Genomic DNA, 17,173 nt, shown 5'->3' with positions numbered 1-17,173 from the left:
TAAAAGCACTGACTTCATTGTCAGTGCTTTTATCATGTCTGCCTTAGAGACCATTAGCCGCGATAATTTCCTCTACAGTGACACCGTACTTCTCGGCGATAGAGTGTAATGTTTCTCCCTGGTTAACGGTATGAATCCGGGAACTGGGAGTCGGTGCAGGCATCATCTCATTTACGGTGACCAATCTGTACCCTTGATGCATCAGTCCGGTAATGATGCGCGGCAGAGCTTTTACTGTATTGTAGCCGCCCACATGCATCAGGATGATTCCGTTGGGGGAGGAATTATCTAAAACCCTGTTAACCAGATAGTCGGCAGTAATTGGCTTCCCGCCGATTTCATGAGCCCAATCGTGGGAATCTACCGTCCACATAATGGTATACGGGTACCCCTCCTGTGCCAGGATTTTCAGCATACGCTCATTATAGGCACCGTAGGGCGGCCTAAACAGATAAGGCCTTCTGTTGGTGATTTCTTCAATGATACGGGTGGATTCACCAAGTTCTTCTCTGATTTCCGTTTCATTCATCTGTGACATATCTGCGTGGGTCAGAGAATGGTTTTCAACAATATGACCTCGGTTAACTATCTCGCGGGTCAAATCGGGATTATCCCTTACCCAAAGAGCTCTGGGAAAAAAGGTGCTTTTTACATTATATTTATCCAACTCATCCAACAGAGGGATTGTTTGGTCATAATACCAACCGGCGTCAAAGGTAAGAGCAATCTGTTTTAGAATTCCCTCGTTTACTACCTTTGAGATACTTGGGCTATCGTTTTCGGAAAACGGTATGATTAACTGTTGCCCAACATAAATTGCCGGAGTTTCCGGTTCAACCCTGCCTTCAGGAGGTTGGGGACTAATGAAAAAGGCATCAAAGCCGGCCTCTTTTAACCTTCTGACCTGTTCTTTGGCCCGCTCCTTTGAAGAAAAAGCACCCGCCTGAACGCGGTAAAGTTTCTGACCGCTTAAATCCCCGTTTTCAGGTGCAGGACTAATGATAAAGGCATCGAAACCGGCCTCTTTTAGATTTTTGACCTGCTCTTCGGCCCCTTGCCTTGAGGAGAAGGCTCCAGCCTGAACACGATATAACTGCCGGGCTATACTCATTTCCACACCTCCTTGTCACTGTTTTTGTTAGCCCCCTACTGACAACGTAATTCCCTTTATTTTATGTTGTGGATGCCAGGGGTGTCACAATGGCTCTAATGATTTGACTTCACAGCGTCTACTTCTAAGGAGCAGTAGCAATTTTTGAGTTCCGGAATAAAATATAACAGGGTTCTATGAATTTGAACATAAGAGGTGATAGAATGACGGATAAAAAGAAACTTCCTATAAGAGATCCCATCGCGATGCTGCAAAAAGAATATGACACAATTGTTTCTGAGACAGAACGGCTACATTTAATGCAAGGTCTGTTTTTAACAAGGTTGAGGGAGCTTGTAGATTGGTATACCATTAACAGAAAACCTAAAAAAGGCTGGGAAGAATACTTTTCGATAGGAAGGGAAACCAAGCTAAAGGGAGAAAGTGTGTGGACAGTCAGAAGAATCCTGGGCAACCCGCCTTATAAAATTCGCAGTACCGCCGTGTTCCCCGCTGCTAACCGGGAAATCTGGGTCTTTACTCCTTACGATAACGACTCTACCGGGCTTTACCTTTATTTTAAGGGTAATCAGCTGGACAGTTTTAGGCTTGATACGTTCACCGGCTTTTACGGTTCAGATCTATTAGATGATCACGGGTTCTGGCAATAGCAAAAGCGGAAACCACCGGTAAAAAGAAAAATGCCCCGAATCACCTCTTGAAAAGGTGGTCCGGGGCATTGTAATTAGCATCTAGACTCCTGGTTTAAGTTAGCTATTACTCTTACGATTCAATTGGAGTGCAAAAGCAATTATCTGTTTTAGCGCATCATTAATGTCATCCGTGCTTTTTATCTTAACATGACGCATTTTATCCCCTGTGCCCTCTAGGAGGCCATTTGGATCTTCGATTTCTGTGCCACGGAAAAACCCGAAGTTAATATGGTTTTTAAAGGCTACAAAATAACATAACAAACCATGGTCTTCATAAGTTGGCTGTTTCCACTTCATAACCCTTTGAGCTTCCGGGGCAACCTCCAACACTAATTGATCAAGCTTCTTGGCGGCCTCAAGCTTCCATCCATCTAAAGCTTGGGTATATTCATCGATAGTTTCAAATTTACGTCATCTTTATCTCCACCTTTTTCGTTTATGATAGACACTTCTATGGTACTATTTACTTCACCAGGTTGTAATTCCTGCGATAGCTGTTAAGAATCCTAAAGATTTGTTGGTTGGGAGGATAATTATAACAATAAGCAGAAAAACAATGATAAATCTGTTTTCTGCCAAGTTGGCTATCAAAGGGGATTTGCCTTCCTTTAGATTGTTTAGAAATGTTCAGTTGATGTTTAGTTGACCAATTTACAATAAAATTAAGCAGCATGGACAATTGTTTAGCTAGCAGGGAATACAATGAGTGGAGGAGATAGTTGTGCAAAAATACGAATATAAATGCGTCCTTATTTTAGGTTTTGGAGGAACCACTTCAAGAATGCTGACCTCATATGGGCACGAAGGATGGGAACTGGTGTGTGTATGGTGGGCATGGCATTATCTCAGAAGACCTATCTCCTAAGGGCCTTAATTATCGCTTTTGCCTTATTGGCAGATTCTCTGTATTAAGGAGGGGTAGCTCAATGACCAGAGATAGTATTGAGGTTAACCCGTCAATGGGTGTTATCTTCAGGGTGTTCAAGGTGCTGCAACAATTTGCCCTAATTTTAGCTATCTATGGTATTCTCACAGGTCAATTTGGGATTATTGCTTATGTGGTTCTACTCTTGGGAGCGGTAAATTTGCTTGAAATACCGAAAAAAAGTGGAATGAGCGATAAACTTTCCAATCTCATTGCAGGATTAAGTATACTTTTCGCTGCTTCTTTTATCATTATGTTTTTTGTTAGCCGAATGACTTTCTAGTCTAACGCAACACGGTTGGGTTAATCGTGATAATGCCTCATCTTGAGGCATTATATGTTTTTTAAAGGGGTGAGGAAGATGGAAGAGAGAGTGAATGAATCATTACTTGAAAACGTGGTTAACAATATGGCCCGAAATCGAAATGTTTTAGGGGCTGTTCTTTGTGTAGAGAAGGGGGATGGCTCTTTTTCCTGGACAGGTGGTGCCGGTAACATGCAAGAAGGCCACCGGTATTTTATCACCAGCGTAACCAAGCTGTATACAACTGCCATGATATTGCGCTTAAGAGCTGAAGGCCTTCTTCGGTTAGATGACAAGCTCTCTAAGTTTTTTAGCGATGAAATACTGGACGGACTGCATCATTATAACGGTATTGACTATTCAAGGGAGATTACCGTTACTCATCTGTTGGCTAATACCTCAGGGCTACCCGACTACCTGTCATACAAAGTAAACGGAAACACAGCAGATTCAGAGCTCTTCAACAAAGGTATAGATCAATCATGGCCGCTTGAAAAAGTGCTGGAGGCTACCAAAAGTTTAAGACCCAAATTTATACCGGGACAAAAAGGAAAGGTTCTATATTCTAATACAAACTATCGACTGCTGGGCAGTGTTATTGAAAAGATAGCCGGGATGAGAATAGATGCTGTTTTTCAGAAATACATTTTTGATGAGTTAAATCTTATAGATACATATGCGTATTCCAATGTTAAAGACAATACTCCGGCTCCAATGTATTTCCAACTGCAGGCAATTCAAATTCCCAATTGTATGGCCTCAGTTACCGCTGAGGGTGGTATAGTGTCAACTGCCAAAGAAACAATGGCAGTGTTAAAAGGATTTTTTAACGGGCAATTCTTCCCCGCAAGCTACCTGGAAGAACTGAAAAAATGGAATTTCATCCTGTTTCCCTACCAATTTCACTTTGGAATAGGGCTAGAAAAACTGTGGGTCCCCCGGTTGTTGTCTCCGGTAAAACCAATCAATGAAATTCTGGGTTTCTGGGGCTCATCGGGAGCATTTGCATTTTTTAATCCTGATAAAGACCTGTATTTTACGGGAACAGTAAACCAATCAAATGGACTGGGGCACAAAGCTGCTTTTAAAGCTATGCTGAAGATCATTAAATCTGCCTAAAATTTTTATACAGCCCCGTTATGGGGCAATTTATTTTAGGTGGCATAGAAAAACTCTGGAGTGTGGGAACCTTTTGCAATCAGCAGCGTCTGAAAAAACAGGAGGTGCGATTCTATGAATAGGCGATTATGTTTTATTATGTGTATTGCTGTATGTTTACTGGTTCTGGTAGGATGCAATGAGCCAGACACAACTGACCCAAATAATACACCCCCTGAATCAGCAGACTCAAACTCTCCACCTGAATCAATTGATCCGGCGGATTTAGAAACCACACCCTATGAAACGGTAAACAACTTTGTCGGGGTCACTATGACTGTTGATCAAGAAACAGTATCTAACACCGGGTTGACAGTAGTATTTGAGAACAACACAGAGAGGGAATGCATCTATGGCGAATACTTTTCCCTGGAAAAGAAAATAAACGGAACTTGGTATCAGCTGCCTGTGGTTGTAGATGGGAATTACGGATTTAATGATATCGGATATCCTTTGCCTCCAGGTGGTAGCGGAGAATTTACGGCAAAGTGGGAATGGTTATATGGCACCCTGGAGCCAGGTAATTATCGTATTGTCAAAGATATACTAGATGTCAGAGAACCGGGAGATTTTGATACGTACTATTTGGCTGCGGAGTTTGAAATTTAAGGCTGGACATTAAAAGCGGTGCAGAGGTCTGCACCGCTTTTAATATTCCTGATTATGACAGACTTAAGGAAGCTTAAGTGGGGAAGTTGTTGCGACATATCATTGCTTTGTAGTGCCAGAGAATGTTTTGCAGATGTTGTAACATTTGCATATACACAATGCAGGCCCTGGGGTGACATTTCCCTTCACACAATCTGTCTTCGTGGAAATTTATACTGTTTGCCGAATCCCTGCGCAGAGTGTCCACCTCTTTATGCACGTGTGCTAAGATTACAGGGTTGCATGTACGCAGGCCGTCTGCCACATGTGGCAGTACACTAACAGTGCGGCACAATATGTCATTCATCTCTTTGATGGCTGCATTTGTGAACCTGGTTCTAGAGTTTATCTTTTTTTCAACCTGAGTAGCCAGCCGCAGCAGATCATAAAAAATTTTGCTGAGATTGACCGCTGTTGCATGAACAGTTAAAGCTTCATTTTTGTCCATCTGTCTTGCAGACTCAGAAAACTCCACCAAACCCATACTAATTTGTTTTCCCAACTTCTCCAGCGCCTGCCTGTATTTTAATGATAATCTGTTTTTCATAAAAGCTGTATGTATTTCGGAAAATAGCTGGTTTAACTTGGATACAATCTGGTACATCTCTTTTGAGGCAGAGGCACTTAAGATTTTTTCCATACTGTCCCTCCCCCAGGCTAAAAGTAACAACTACCGCTAGCCTTTTATACATAATATGCGTGTTCACCTGTATTTGATAGTGGTCAAGTTTAACAAGAATAAGCTTTCTGGCAGGGAATGTGAATTGGCAGAATAGAAACATTGGAACTAGCATCTATCAATAATTATGGAAAAAAGCCACAGAATAACATTGCATGTTTGTACAATGTTCTGTACAATATAGGTGTGGAGGTGTTTTTATGATAGCGATAAGCTATTCAGCCATTAGACAGCGTTTTAAAGAATTCTGTGACAAAGCAACTAACGACTTCGAAACCATTATCATTACGCGAGAACGCGGTGAAAACGTAGTAATGCTTTCTGAATCCGAATATAATAATCTTTTAGAAAACTTGTATGTTAGGAGTAATCCAGAGTACTATAATGAACTTATGAGATCTATAGAACAGCTAAAGCAAGGTAGAGGTACGAAAAGAGAGTTGTTAGATGAATAAAGTTTTTTCAGATATCGCATGGACCCATTATGTGTACTGGCAGACCGAGGACAAAAAAATCCTCAGAAAGATAAACGAACTTCTGCGAGACATTGAGCGCCATGGGAATACTGGACTTGGAAAACCAGAACCGCTAAAACATGAATTGTCTGGTTACTGGAGCAGAAGAATTACAAATGTTCACCGGCTTATTTATAGCATTGACGAGAATAACATCTATATAGTTAGTTGCAGAAATCATTATTGATTACATTTACAGTTTTTCACTTCGCATTAGAAAATGAAGAAAAAAATAACCTATAGTATATAGGATACATTTTCACCAGCCATCGGAGTTATTTATACCGGTGGCTTTTTTCGCTTCTTTTATGCAAATGTTCAGTTTATGTTCAGAAGCATCCTTTATGATTAAACAAGACAAACCCGGTTTGACGGGGAACAAAGTTTAGTTACGTACGTCTAACTAAATATATTTTAAATATCTGGGAGGTGACCCGGCTTAATTAGCTGGTACACAAATGAGGGAAATTAAAAACAACGGTTTAGTACTCTTTCTTACAGCAGTTATATTGATCCTTTCCTGGATGAACATCTCTGCAACACGAAACCTGGAGCACAGAATTAACAATATGCACGGAGAGTTTGCCTCGCTGCGATCTCAGGTTTCACATGAAGTGGGACAGATCTCAGGTACTGTGCAACATATGAGAGAAGCAGAGCGCTGGTGGAACATCAGAGATGTGGAATTCTTGGCAACATGGGCAGATGAAGGCCTGGTAAGGTTGGAGTGGCAATTAAGGGAATATAGCGCAGGAAGCCAGGTAACCCTCAATTACCGAAAGCGTGGTGAAGATACTTTCACAACAATTGCTGCAGAATCTGAAAGTGAAGGCTACTTTTATGCTGATTTTATGGCAGAGATAACACATGAACCTTCATTCGAAATCTATATTACAAGTCCTTCTAAGCGAGACAGCGTTTCGGAAAAAATGGTAGGATTTGAGTCTGATCAATATCAAGCCTATGAGTATTACATTTCTGTTAAGGAAGATGGTAAACTCCGCAGCAGTGATGTACTCAGCTTAAATTTGGATACATTGTCTCGGCGCCTATACAATCCTTTATATATTGGGGTTCATTTAAATGACGAAATCTATATTTCTCTGAATGAAGACACGTTTGGATTTAAGGAAAGTAAATACCAGGTTGAGCAAGCCTTTGCTGAGGTTCGCAAAGGAGATGCAGTAATCCAGCGGGAGCGCCTTATTTTAAACGACGACATGATTGAATCGGGCGGACAGTATTATCCTGAGGATATTTTTTATGAAGCAAGGTTTGACCCCGCCTCTGACTATGATGATCTTTATCTGATTGTAAATTATAATGACGATATGAAGTTTGAACTAAAAATCGATCTAAATGTAATAGGACTACAATACAATTATTAGTACCATTCATTTTTCCAGGCTGTCAGGAATATTATTGACAAAAGCCAGCTCCCCGGTTGTATTATATGATAATAAGAATCGGCAAGGAGAGATGAAATGAAAATATTAGTATGTACTGACGGTTCCGGACAAAGCCAAAGAGTTATAGAAAAAGCAGCACAGATTGCAGCCGGCGGTAATGTTGAGGTTACAGTCATCCATGTATATGAAACAAGTAAAAATGGACCTTACAGGATCGAGGGAAATGAAACCCTGTCCGAAGAATTAAATCGGCAATTAATAGAGTTAAAAGAGCAGGAGAAAGAAAAGAGTAAAAAGGTTTTATCAGAAGCAGCTAAGGCGTTGGAGAAGAAAAACATTAACGTAAAAACACTCTTAAAAGAGGGTCGCGCTGCAGAAACTATCGTCAGGGTTGCTGCAGAGAATGAGTTCGACATAGTTGTGCTTGGCAGCAGGGGACTTAGCGGCTTGAAAAAAATGTTCCTTGGAAGTGTCAGCAATGCGGTATTACATGAGATTAAAGCCAGCGTACTGATAGTAAAATAACTCAATAGGTAACTCTTCACACTATTTCCGTCTGTAAAGGACCATAGGGGAAGGTGCGCCAATAAGCGCACCTTTTTTAAATTTAGGACTATTGTCGCAGATGATATGAGACTCAAAGTAGATTCAAGTGATAGTAAATTATGGTACACTATTTTTAGGAATTAATAATAAAGGGAGGTTGAGACTTTGCGGAAAATTTTTATATCTATTCTAGCTGTCATTTTTATAATGGCAGTTGCACCTGTTGCCGCAGGGACGGCAGAGGCGGTAGAAGATGAAGGCGGGATCATCGCTGTTGAAACCCTGGAAGCTCAGGAAGATGTATTAACGCCTGATTCTCCGTTTTACTTTTTTAAACGCTTTATTGAAGAAGTGCGCCTCATTCTGACGTTTGATCAAGAGACTAAAGTTGCACTCCTGGATGAACTGGCTGAAGAGAGGGCAAAAGAACTGGCAGCGTTGGAGAGTATGTACGAAGATGGGGAACTTAGCGATAAACAGCTGGCTACCCTGGAAAAGGCCCTGGATGACCTGATTATCTACACAGAGAGACTGGTAGATGAACTGGTGGTTTTGGATGCTGACGATGGTAAGACTGAAGAAAAAGATGAAGTTGAAGAAACTACAGATTCGGATGGCACCCAGGATGACAGTGATACAGACCTGGATGCTCCAAAGGAAGGCGACGCAAAAGACATCGATGGCGTGGAGGGCGACGAAGCAAGAGATGAACTGGAACCGGAACTTGATAAGTATCAGTGGCGCATTGCCCATCTTCAGTCAATTGCGGACCGGGCTCCGGAAGCGGCACAAAACGGCCTTGCCCGAGCAATGTTAAACGCCGAACGGCAGCGTGAACGCGCAATAGAAAAGGGTAAAATCCCTGCCGATGATACTGAAGGTCAGGAGATGGAAAAAGAGGATTCGGAAAACGTTGATTTAGAAAATGGCGAATACGAAAACGGAGACGCAGAAGGCGATGGATCTGATATTGCCGACTCTGAAAGTTTAAGCACAGACGATCAGGCAACCAATGTTGACCTGGAAAACAGTGAACCAAAACAAAAGGACCGGGAAGATGGTAAGACTGTTAAGAGCACTGGTCCCCCGCCATGGGCCAACGGCAACGCCAACGGAATAAACGGAAACAACAATGGTAACAGAAACAACGGCAATGGCAATGCGAATCCCAATAGAAAGCGGTAATTGTATACTTGCTAATAAAAAAGGCAGCCTTAGGCTGTCTTTTTTAAATGCTTTATGGCTGAACGAATTAAAAGACTATGTTTGATGATACAAAAGTATTTATCAGAAGGAACTTGTGGAATTATGTAGAAAATAAAAGAATATCTGAATGTGAAGCGCGAAAATAGCCGTCAGCTTAGGGGGAGACACAAATGCATTATAAATTTTCTGACCTGGTTAATATTAAAAAGCTTCAAAAAATTCTGGAGAATTTCTCCTCAGTAACAGACCTCCCGGTGGCTATAGCAGATGCAGACGGCAACATTTTAATTGGGGTAGGGTATCAGGAAATCTGTAAGGATTTTCATCGTAAATTTCCTGCCTCTAATGCAATGTGTAAAAAAAGCAATACATTTATTAACCGGAAATTGCATGAATCAGAAGTAATAGAAAATCAGTGCATAATTTATAAATGTGAAAACGGGCTAACCGATATGTCCGCTCCCATAATCATTGAAGGAAAACATCTGGCTACTTTCTTGATGGGACAGTTTCTCCTCGAAGAACCAGACGAACAACTCTTTAGGGAGCAAGCAGAAAAATTTGGTTTTAATATGACAAATTATTTGAATGCTTTGAAAAAGGTGCCGGTTTATCCTGAAGAAAAAGCCAAGAAAATCATGAACTTCTGCACAGATTTTGCAGAAATTTTGACCACACTAGGCCTAAAAAATTTAAGAGATCAGGAAAACAATGAACGAAAAAAACAACTTGACGAATACAAATCAAAAATGGAAAAATTAGAGTCTATTGGTTTTTTGGCCGGGGGAATAGCCCATGATTTTAATAATATACTAACTGCTGCACTTGGTAACATTTCTTTGATTAAATTAAAATTAAATAGGGAAGAGAACGATAAAGTCATGGAATATATAGATGAGGCAGAAAAAAGTTTGTATGAGTCAAAGAATCTGACTCAACAACTGTTGACCTTTGCCAAGGGTGGTGCACCGGTAATTAAAGTTGTCTGTACTAAAGAATTACTACAAGAATCTGTGACTTTTACATTAAGAGGATCCAATGTTAAATGTGTTTTTAATCTGGCGGAGGATTTATTGCCTGTAGAAGTTGACAAAGGGCAAATAAGTCAGGTAATCCAAAATATTATAATTAACGCAAATCAAGCTATGCCAAATGGCGGTACTGTCAGAATCGATGCTGAAAACGTTTTTGTTAATAACCAGGAAAAAGTGTTACCTGTTAAAGACGGCCAATATGTAAGAATATCTATTAAAGATCATGGGGTAGGTATTCCTAAAGAGTTTATTAATAAAATATTCGATCCTTATTTTACTACTAAGCAAAAAGGCAGCGGGTTAGGCCTGGCAACTTCTCATTCTATAATCAATAAGCACTACGGTTATATCGCAGTTGATTCTCAGTTGGGTAAGGGGACAACTTTTCATATTTACCTAAAAGCTTCAAAAAATAATTATGATGCTAAAATTAATCAGCGGACCGAGCCCTTTGTGGCTAGTGGCAGAATACTTGTAATGGATGACCAGGCAAATATCAGGGAAATGTTAGCCAATACTTTGCGTTCCTTTGGTTTCGAGGTTGAGAGTGTAGAAGAAGGAGATGAAGCTTTAGAAGTCCTTAAACAACATGCTTTTGACGTTGCTATTTTAGACTTAACAATCCCGGGAGCAAAAGGTGGAAAAGAAATAATTCAAGAAGTAAAACGGATAAATGAAGACATCAAAGTTATCGTATCCAGTGGCTATAATAACAGTCCGGTTATGTCCAATTATAAAGACTATGGCTTTGATAATGTTCTTGCAAAACCTTTTAGTCTTGAGGAGCTGGAAGAAGTCCTGAAGGACATTTAAGCCACCCAAGATAACGTTGCTTGCAACGGAATAGATATGGTTGCGGGTAAGGATATGATCTACTGGTACAAAAAAAAGGACGTTCCCGTCCTTTTTTCTTGTTATGCAGCTTTTTCACTATTTACGCGCTTAGCATAGAAATCTACTTCTGTGCCAAAGAAACACTGGGTACCTTTATAATGGTCAAACGCAGTATTGGCCAGACCATCTGCAAAGCTCAGATAAAAATCATAACCTGTACGACCCTCAATTTCAGAACGCTCAAACTCAACTTTGCAAACACCATCTGCAGTTGGGATTAACATATAGAAGATATGGCTTTTATCATCATGCCATACTACATACGGGATGTTTTGAGACTCAATTTCTCCTGCAAAATCTTCACTGCTTTCAAATAAGTTAACCACTGCTTCACGGGACACCAAATTGGATTTAGAAAACTCTGTTTGACCAAGAACAATTTTTTGCACTAATACTCTCTCCTTCGTTTTAGGCTCACAAATATATACTATATAACAAAAGTTAACAAATTGCTAGCCTTAATTTTGTTTTTATTTTGTTTGAGAAGAAAATTTTTCTAATACGTCACAAATTAGCAGCTATTTCCGTTATAATAGTGAAATCGATTTCAATTATATTAAAGGAGATTTTCATGGGTAATGATCAAATAGACCAACACTTCGCTGCAGGCGGTGAAACTGAACTACATAGGGCGATAGAACTATATGGCCAACCCCTTCTCAGATATTGCCACAATATACTTTGTGATTATGCGGAGGCTCAGGATGCTGTCCAGGTTACCTTTATCAAAGCTTACAATAAAAGAAATACTTTTAAAAACAGTACTTCTTTAAGGGCATGGTTATACCGGATTGCTTACACGACCTGTATTGACATACTGCGTAAGAAAAAAATACTGAGTATAATTCCATTAGTGCCTTCAAGCTTACAAGCTCCGGCAAATGACAATCTTATAGCAGATGATCTCAAAGATGCACTTTTAAAATTGACTCCTGCTGAGAGAGCGCTAGTGTTTAGCCGGGTAATTGATGAAACAAGTTATGCAGATTTGGAATCTATTTATCAGGTGCCTGCCACAACATTGCGTAAGCGCTATGAACGAGCAAAGGCGAAACTGGCAAAGTCATTAAAGGAAACCAATTCTTATTATGTAAGATTGGAGGAGAGTAAATGAGATACGATGCGGACGAAAAATTAATTAAAGATGCTCTTGATACAATAAAAACTCCTAAATATAACATTGGGTTGGAAGTGGAAAAGAAAATGAAAAATAAGAAATTGTCCCTGGGTCATAAGAGGCCTGCGGCTGCTGCATTGATGATTTGTTTACTTTTCATATTTTCAACCGGAGTGGCGGCGGCTACTATAAAAAGTTTTAATAACGTACTGGCTTTAGTCAGTCCCGGTATTGCATCTATCCTTTATCCCGTTAATGTTAGCGACGAGGATAAAGGTATAAAAATGGAAGTAGTAGCTGCCATGAATGATGATGAAATGGCTGTGATTTATGTGACAATGCAGGATTTAACAGGCAATAGAGTTGATGAAAACATAGACCTCTATAATTACTCACTAACCGGCACTATGATGCTTAACAGCCAGGTGGTGCACTATGACGAAAAAACACAGACAGCCACTCTGCGTATCGTAGGTAATGGCGGTAAAAGTTTAAACAATAAGCTTGCCGGCATTTATATTAATTCGTTTCTTAGTGACAAGCAGATTCACGATGAAGTCAATACAGGAATTAATCTTTTGGATATAGGAAAAACAGACCAATTGCAATTAATTCCCCTGGATATGGACAACATCCCCGGGGGCGGTGGAAACTTATACTCAGAGTATAGGAATCAGGGAATTGTTAATATCTTAAAGCCGGAACAGATGAAGATAAGTTTCCCCGGGATTGATTTTATGTATATCTCTAATATGGGATACATCGAAGATCGCCTGCATATCCAAACAAGATGGGTAGGGGATGGTGTTGATGATCACGGCTACTTCTACTTTGTGGATAGCAAGGGGGATACAGTCAATATCGACAGCTCCCGTATCTCTTTTGGGACTGATGAAACGGGCACTACTCAATACGGAAGTGAGTATAGCGAGTACATCTTTGCTGTAGAGGATATAGATTTAAATGATGTAGAGCTTATGGGGTACTTTGTGACCAACGGTAACTTCACCACAGGTAAATGGAGGACCACCTTCAGGTTCGAACCTGTTGTTGAGGAAAAAAGGAGTGCAGCAAACATTGAATTAAATTCTTGGACTGCAAACAGCGTTTCTGTTTCTCCAATGGGAGTAACGCTAGTGGGCAGCGGAGAAGGCGATGAACTAGATAAGATTAAAATCAGCGCCAATCTGATAGATGGCAGCAAGCATACTTTCGATTCAACAAGGGTTTACAGGGAAAACAACATGACCAGGGCCAAGTTCACTTCCAGCTCACCGCTGGACATTTCAAAGCTGGAATCTGTCAGCATAAATGAGCATGTGGTAAAATTTGATTAGCAAAAACGCTCCGTAAGCTTATGTTTACGGAGCGTTTTAAATCAAACAGTATGGGTGAACCCAAACTTTTTTAGGCTTGTCAACGGTTTATATATTGTTTAGAATTTGTTTAGAAGACTACGCTATGATGAAACTGAAAGACGAGGTGATTATAAAGTGCAAAACTATGAGTACAAGTGTATACTGATTTTTGGTTTATCAGAAAAAACAGAGCGAGTATTAAACGAGTACGGCCGACAGGGATGGGAACTGGTAGCGGTTTCGTGGGCCTGGCATTACTTTAAACGACCCCTTGCCGAATAATCAACGCCTACTGTCCCAGGCAGATCTGCTTATCATTAACACTTTGTCTTGAAGATGTTTTGGAATTATCCTAAGTTAAGAAGAGGGGTAGCGAAATGGCAGCAGATACAAAAACAAATTCCTCTAAAGATCTGAGCGGTTTGCAAGAACGTTTGCAGGAACAACTACAGCGTCTTATGACAGCAAAGCATGTGAAGCACGCAATTATAGCAGTTGAGAGTATGGACGGCTCGTTCAAATGGATTGGGGCCGAAGGCATAGCCAACCCTGATGGGACACCTATGACAACCGAAACCCCATTCTGGGTTGCCAGCGTAACAAAGCTCTACATTGCAGCAGCAATTTTAAAGCTACATGAACAAGGCCGCCTATCCATTGACGATACAATGGCATCTTACCTGCCCGGAAATCTGGTAGATGGAATACACCGGATAAACGGTGTAGACTATGCGGATAAAATAACCATCCGCCATCTTATGAGCCATTCCTCCGGACTTGCGGAATATCTGGAAATACACAGAAAAGATGAGAAAAGCCTGTTTGAGCTTGTTGCTGAAAACCACGATCTGTCATGGCGCACTGAAGATATTATGCAGATTGTCCGTGATGTAGACACTCCTCTATTTGTTCCGCAGTCAGGCGCAAAAAAGAAGATACGTTACTCGGACACAAACTTCCAGTTACTTATTGCAATAATTGAAAAGGTAACCGGGCAGCCAATCCATCTCGCTTTTGAGGAAATGATTTATCGTCCATTAGGTTTGGAGCAAACTTTCCATCCCGGAACCACACCGGCAAGGCAAGCAGCTCCGGTTGCTGATGTTTGGTATAAGGATGATCCCCTCAATATTCCTCAAGCTATACATTCTTTCAGAGATTTAAACAGCACAGCCGGCGAACTGCTAACATTTATGAGGGCCCTGATTCGAGGCGAGGTATTCGAAAATCCGGCCACCGCTAAGTTGATGACTGGTGAATGGAATCAGTTTGGTTTCTCTATCAGCCCGGTTGGCCCTGGTTGGCCCATAGAGTATGGCCTGGGGATTATGCGCTTCCGCTACCCCAAATTTTTAAACCCGATTCGCCCTATCCCTGAGGTTATCGGTCACACCGGGGCATCGGGATCTTGGCTGTTCTACTGCCCGCCACTTGATATTATGCTTACCGGAAATGTGAGTCAGGTAGCAGCCACGGCCCTGCCTTTCCAGGTTGTGCCCAAGTTGCTCACCATGCTGAAACCATATTTTGCTTAGCTACTTCCTATTTCTGTATGCAAAGAAAGTTCAATTCAATCTTGTCTCTAAACAAATTGATTACCAGGGGTTTCCTGGCATACTGTTAACGCCATAATGCAGTGGGATAATTAAAGGCAGGTGAACTTTTAAATGAACGCTGTAACATATTCCCTGAATACACCACAGCATATGGCACAGGACTACTATCTAACTGTCTCTGCACTGAGCAATGATGTGTTGGCCCAGCTGGAAAAAGAGGCCTATATAACAATAGAAAAATTCATAATATATATCGGCGAAAATATAAAGGAAGAACATGAGACAGACAAAAGCCTTTATTATTTGGAGCTGCTAATGATGGGTGTATATTGGCGCCAATATATAAAGCGAGCCCTCGCGTTACAGCCAGTGGCAGCCAAAGTTCTCTCCAGTTTATCATCGCTAAGAGAAGAGGGGAAATTGGCCAAGAGGCTCTTTGATCCTCTTAGAGGAATTCTGGCAACCCTCTTTTTGCTAAAAGAAAGCAGGGCAGAGGCTAAATGCTTGCCGCAAAGCTTAGTCAAATTAATTGATTGGCTAAACTCAGCCGGAGATTTTAAGCAGGAAGCTGAAAGGTTAAAAGTCTGGGTTGGTTTTCTGCAAAGCCAAGATGACGAGGACGCAGAAAAGATAATTTGCCAGGCTGTAGAGTTGGCCCAGTGGTTTGAAACGAAATGTACACAGCAGCTGGGAAGGTATGTAGAAAATGTTGACAACTTTCTGCAAGATAACAGTACCAATTATAAATGGAAAGAGAACGTTATTTTTTGCCGCAGGGGAAAGGCCGAGTATTTTTTAAATATGGTTGGGGCGGAAATAATGAACAAAGCTTTTAGGAAAGGCTTTGTAGACAGTAAAGTAAAAAGAGTACTTGTACCTACCTGCCTTCGCTTTCAGTCTAACGATAAATGTAAGGCAGTAAAAACTTCTGTAGGCTATTCTTGCCGGCAATGCTCAGCAAACTGTAAAGTAAACTCCCTGGTCAGGCTGGGCAGAGAACATAATTTTTCTGTTTCTGTAATCCCACACTCTACAACAGCTTTTTCAGATGGAGGTACCACACACGGTGAAACAGGAATAGTAGGCATAGCGTGTACACTGAATCTTATATCAGGCGGTTTTAAAGCCAAAGCGAGAGGACTGGAGCCTCAGTGTGTGTTGCTAAATTATTGCGGCTGCAAAAAGCACTGGCATAAAGACGGTATCACTACCGATTTTAATGTAGACAGATTATTGTCTCTATTACAGATAAATAGTCAAAAATCGCAGGTGTATTAATAAAGCAGATTTAGGCAGCCATCGATTAAATGTTATTTGTTAAAAGGCAAGGGGTTGATTTGATGTGCGGTAGATACACTTTCGTTGAGACAGGTAAATTGTGGGAGAGGTTTGGTGTGGAGGGCGCTCAGCTTGTTCCACGTTACAATGTGGCTCCCACCCAAGAGGTGCCCGTTATAACCGGCTCGGAGAAGAGGCGCTTGGTACAGATGCGCTGGGGTCTGGTTCCCCATTGGGCAAAAGAGATTTCCATCGGCAGCAGAATGATAAATGCCCGTGGGGAGACGGTTGAGGAAAAACCGTCTTTTCGCAGTAGTTTCCGGCACAAAAGATGCCTGGTGCCTGCAGATGGATTTTTTGAGTGGCAGCGGCAAAATGGCTTAAAGGTTCCCTATCGCTTCACTTTAGCAAACGGTGGACTGTTTGCCATGGCCGGACTATGGACCGTTGGATTTCGCCAAATAGAGACGAAATTCAAACTTTTACCATCATCACAACAACTGCCAATGAATTGGTGGGAACAGTCCATGACCGTATGCCGGTAATCCTATCACGGGAGAATCAGCAACTTTGGTTGGAAGGCAAAGACGCAAAGCACTTAAAACAACTGCTGGTTCCTTACCCGGCAGAGCAAATGAGCTGTTATCAGGTATCGCAGCTCTGCAATTCCGCCATAAACGATCTGCCTGAATGTATTTTGCCGGCATAATATCACAGATGTTTAAACCCCACACGCCATTGAG

Annotated in this window: 19 protein-coding genes and 1 pseudogene; 16 read left to right on the top strand and 4 right to left on the bottom strand. The window is 41.2% G+C overall.

The features are described from left to right. Window positions 1–43 precede the first annotated feature (43 nt). Window positions 44–1,111: a polysaccharide deacetylase family protein gene (locus tag DEALDRAFT_RS15780; protein ID WP_008514662.1), complete on the bottom strand. Its 1,068-nt coding sequence runs from the start codon at window positions 1,109–1,111 to the stop codon at window positions 44–46. A gap of 203 nt (window positions 1,112–1,314) precedes the next feature. Here DEALDRAFT_RS15780 and DEALDRAFT_RS02760 point away from each other — a divergent pair, with 203 nt between their 5' ends. Beyond that, the gene (locus DEALDRAFT_RS02760; RefSeq protein WP_008514660.1) at window positions 1,315–1,761 is read left to right on the top strand and encodes a hypothetical protein; all 447 of its coding nucleotides are present in this window, start codon (window positions 1,315–1,317) and stop codon (window positions 1,759–1,761) included. A gap of 99 nt (window positions 1,762–1,860) precedes the next feature. On the opposite strand, the gene DEALDRAFT_RS02755 is transcribed toward DEALDRAFT_RS02760, so the two are convergent. Next, entirely contained in the window at window positions 1,861–2,199 is a 339-nt protein-coding gene (locus DEALDRAFT_RS02755; RefSeq protein WP_040378340.1) for a DUF1801 domain-containing protein, read from the bottom strand. 530 nt (window positions 2,200–2,729) lie between these two features. Here DEALDRAFT_RS02755 and DEALDRAFT_RS02750 point away from each other — a divergent pair. The 3 genes from DEALDRAFT_RS02750 (at window position 2,730) to DEALDRAFT_RS02740 (ending at window position 4,799) form a co-directional block, all read left to right on the top strand. Continuing rightward, window positions 2,730–3,011 carry a hypothetical protein gene (locus tag DEALDRAFT_RS02750; RefSeq protein WP_008514657.1) on the top strand — a complete coding sequence of 94 codons (282 nt, stop codon included), beginning with the start codon at window positions 2,730–2,732 and terminating at the stop codon, window positions 3,009–3,011. A 78-nt stretch (window positions 3,012–3,089) separates the two neighbouring features. Beyond that, window positions 3,090–4,151: a serine hydrolase domain-containing protein gene (locus DEALDRAFT_RS02745; RefSeq protein WP_040378377.1), complete on the top strand. Its 1,062-nt coding sequence runs from the start codon at window positions 3,090–3,092 to the stop codon at window positions 4,149–4,151. Window positions 4,152–4,265: 114 nt separating this feature from the next. Continuing rightward, window positions 4,266–4,799 carry an immunoglobulin-like domain-containing protein gene (locus tag DEALDRAFT_RS02740; RefSeq protein ID WP_008514654.1) on the top strand — a complete coding sequence of 178 codons (534 nt, stop codon included), beginning with the start codon at window positions 4,266–4,268 and terminating at the stop codon, window positions 4,797–4,799. A gap of 73 nt (window positions 4,800–4,872) precedes the next feature. On the opposite strand, the gene DEALDRAFT_RS02735 is transcribed toward DEALDRAFT_RS02740, so the two are convergent. Continuing rightward, entirely contained in the window at window positions 4,873–5,478 is a 606-nt protein-coding gene (locus DEALDRAFT_RS02735) for a Na/Pi cotransporter family protein (protein WP_008514652.1), read from the bottom strand. 239 nt (window positions 5,479–5,717) lie between these two features. On the opposite strand from DEALDRAFT_RS02735, the gene DEALDRAFT_RS02730 reads away from it, so the two are divergent. From DEALDRAFT_RS02730 to DEALDRAFT_RS02705, 6 genes are all read left to right on the top strand, one after another. Beyond that, window positions 5,718–5,972 (top strand): type II toxin-antitoxin system Phd/YefM family antitoxin, encoded by a 255-nt coding sequence (locus tag DEALDRAFT_RS02730; protein ID WP_008514650.1) that lies wholly within the window; start codon window positions 5,718–5,720, stop codon window positions 5,970–5,972. After that, a complete protein-coding gene (locus DEALDRAFT_RS02725; protein ID WP_008514649.1) occupies window positions 5,965–6,219 on the top strand; it encodes a Txe/YoeB family addiction module toxin in 255 nt (84 codons plus the stop codon). Before DEALDRAFT_RS02730 ends, DEALDRAFT_RS02725 begins: the two co-directional genes overlap by 8 nt. 271 nt (window positions 6,220–6,490) lie before the next feature. Then, on the top strand, window positions 6,491–7,420 hold the full coding sequence (locus DEALDRAFT_RS02720; RefSeq protein WP_008514648.1) for a hypothetical protein: 930 nt from the start codon (window positions 6,491–6,493) through the stop codon (window positions 7,418–7,420). 96 nt (window positions 7,421–7,516) lie between these two features. Next, window positions 7,517–7,966 carry a universal stress protein gene (locus DEALDRAFT_RS02715; RefSeq protein WP_008514647.1) on the top strand — a complete coding sequence of 150 codons (450 nt, stop codon included), beginning with the start codon at window positions 7,517–7,519 and terminating at the stop codon, window positions 7,964–7,966. Between the two features lie 186 nt (window positions 7,967–8,152). Beyond that, on the top strand, window positions 8,153–9,172 hold the full coding sequence (locus tag DEALDRAFT_RS02710; protein WP_008514645.1) for a DUF5667 domain-containing protein: 1,020 nt from the start codon (window positions 8,153–8,155) through the stop codon (window positions 9,170–9,172). 191 nt (window positions 9,173–9,363) lie between these two features. Then, complete coding sequence (locus DEALDRAFT_RS02705) at window positions 9,364–11,040, top strand: PocR ligand-binding domain-containing protein (protein ID WP_008514643.1); 1,677 nt, start codon at window positions 9,364–9,366, stop codon at window positions 11,038–11,040. A 101-nt stretch (window positions 11,041–11,141) separates the two neighbouring features. On the opposite strand, the gene DEALDRAFT_RS02700 is transcribed toward DEALDRAFT_RS02705, so the two are convergent. Then, window positions 11,142–11,510, bottom strand: a complete 369-nt coding sequence (locus DEALDRAFT_RS02700) for a hypothetical protein (RefSeq protein WP_008514642.1) — start codon at window positions 11,508–11,510, stop codon at window positions 11,142–11,144. A 182-nt stretch (window positions 11,511–11,692) separates the two neighbouring features. Here DEALDRAFT_RS02700 and DEALDRAFT_RS02695 point away from each other — a divergent pair, with 182 nt between their 5' ends. The 6 genes and pseudogenes from DEALDRAFT_RS02695 to DEALDRAFT_RS02675 all read left to right on the top strand — a co-directional run bounded on the left by DEALDRAFT_RS02695 (window position 11,693) and on the right by DEALDRAFT_RS02675 (window position 17,139). Beyond that, complete coding sequence (locus DEALDRAFT_RS02695; RefSeq protein ID WP_008514639.1) at window positions 11,693–12,235, top strand: RNA polymerase sigma factor; 543 nt, start codon at window positions 11,693–11,695, stop codon at window positions 12,233–12,235. Then, window positions 12,232–13,575: a DUF4179 domain-containing protein gene (locus DEALDRAFT_RS02690; protein ID WP_008514636.1), complete on the top strand. Its 1,344-nt coding sequence runs from the start codon at window positions 12,232–12,234 to the stop codon at window positions 13,573–13,575. Before DEALDRAFT_RS02695 ends, DEALDRAFT_RS02690 begins: the two co-directional genes overlap by 4 nt. 156 nt (window positions 13,576–13,731) lie before the next feature. Next, window positions 13,732–13,878, top strand: coding sequence for a DUF4177 domain-containing protein (locus DEALDRAFT_RS16670; protein ID WP_143753351.1), 147 nt, complete (start codon window positions 13,732–13,734; stop codon window positions 13,876–13,878). Between the two features lie 95 nt (window positions 13,879–13,973). Beyond that, the gene (locus DEALDRAFT_RS02685; RefSeq protein ID WP_008514634.1) at window positions 13,974–15,131 is read left to right on the top strand and encodes a serine hydrolase domain-containing protein; all 1,158 of its coding nucleotides are present in this window, start codon (window positions 13,974–13,976) and stop codon (window positions 15,129–15,131) included. A 132-nt stretch (window positions 15,132–15,263) separates the two neighbouring features. Then, on the top strand, window positions 15,264–16,430 hold the full coding sequence (locus DEALDRAFT_RS02680) for a DUF116 domain-containing protein (protein WP_008514632.1): 1,167 nt from the start codon (window positions 15,264–15,266) through the stop codon (window positions 16,428–16,430). A gap of 29 nt (window positions 16,431–16,459) precedes the next feature. Beyond that, window positions 16,460–17,139 (top strand): annotated as a pseudogene (locus DEALDRAFT_RS02675) (SOS response-associated peptidase). The last annotated feature ends 34 nt before the right edge of the window (window positions 17,140–17,173 follow it).

This window comes from Dethiobacter alkaliphilus AHT 1 (genome assembly GCF_000174415.1).
Taxonomy (GTDB): domain Bacteria; phylum Bacillota; class Dethiobacteria; order Dethiobacterales; family Dethiobacteraceae; genus Dethiobacter; species Dethiobacter alkaliphilus.
Note: the sequence above shows the minus strand (reverse complement) of the source record. Positions and strands in the feature narration are given on the sequence as shown.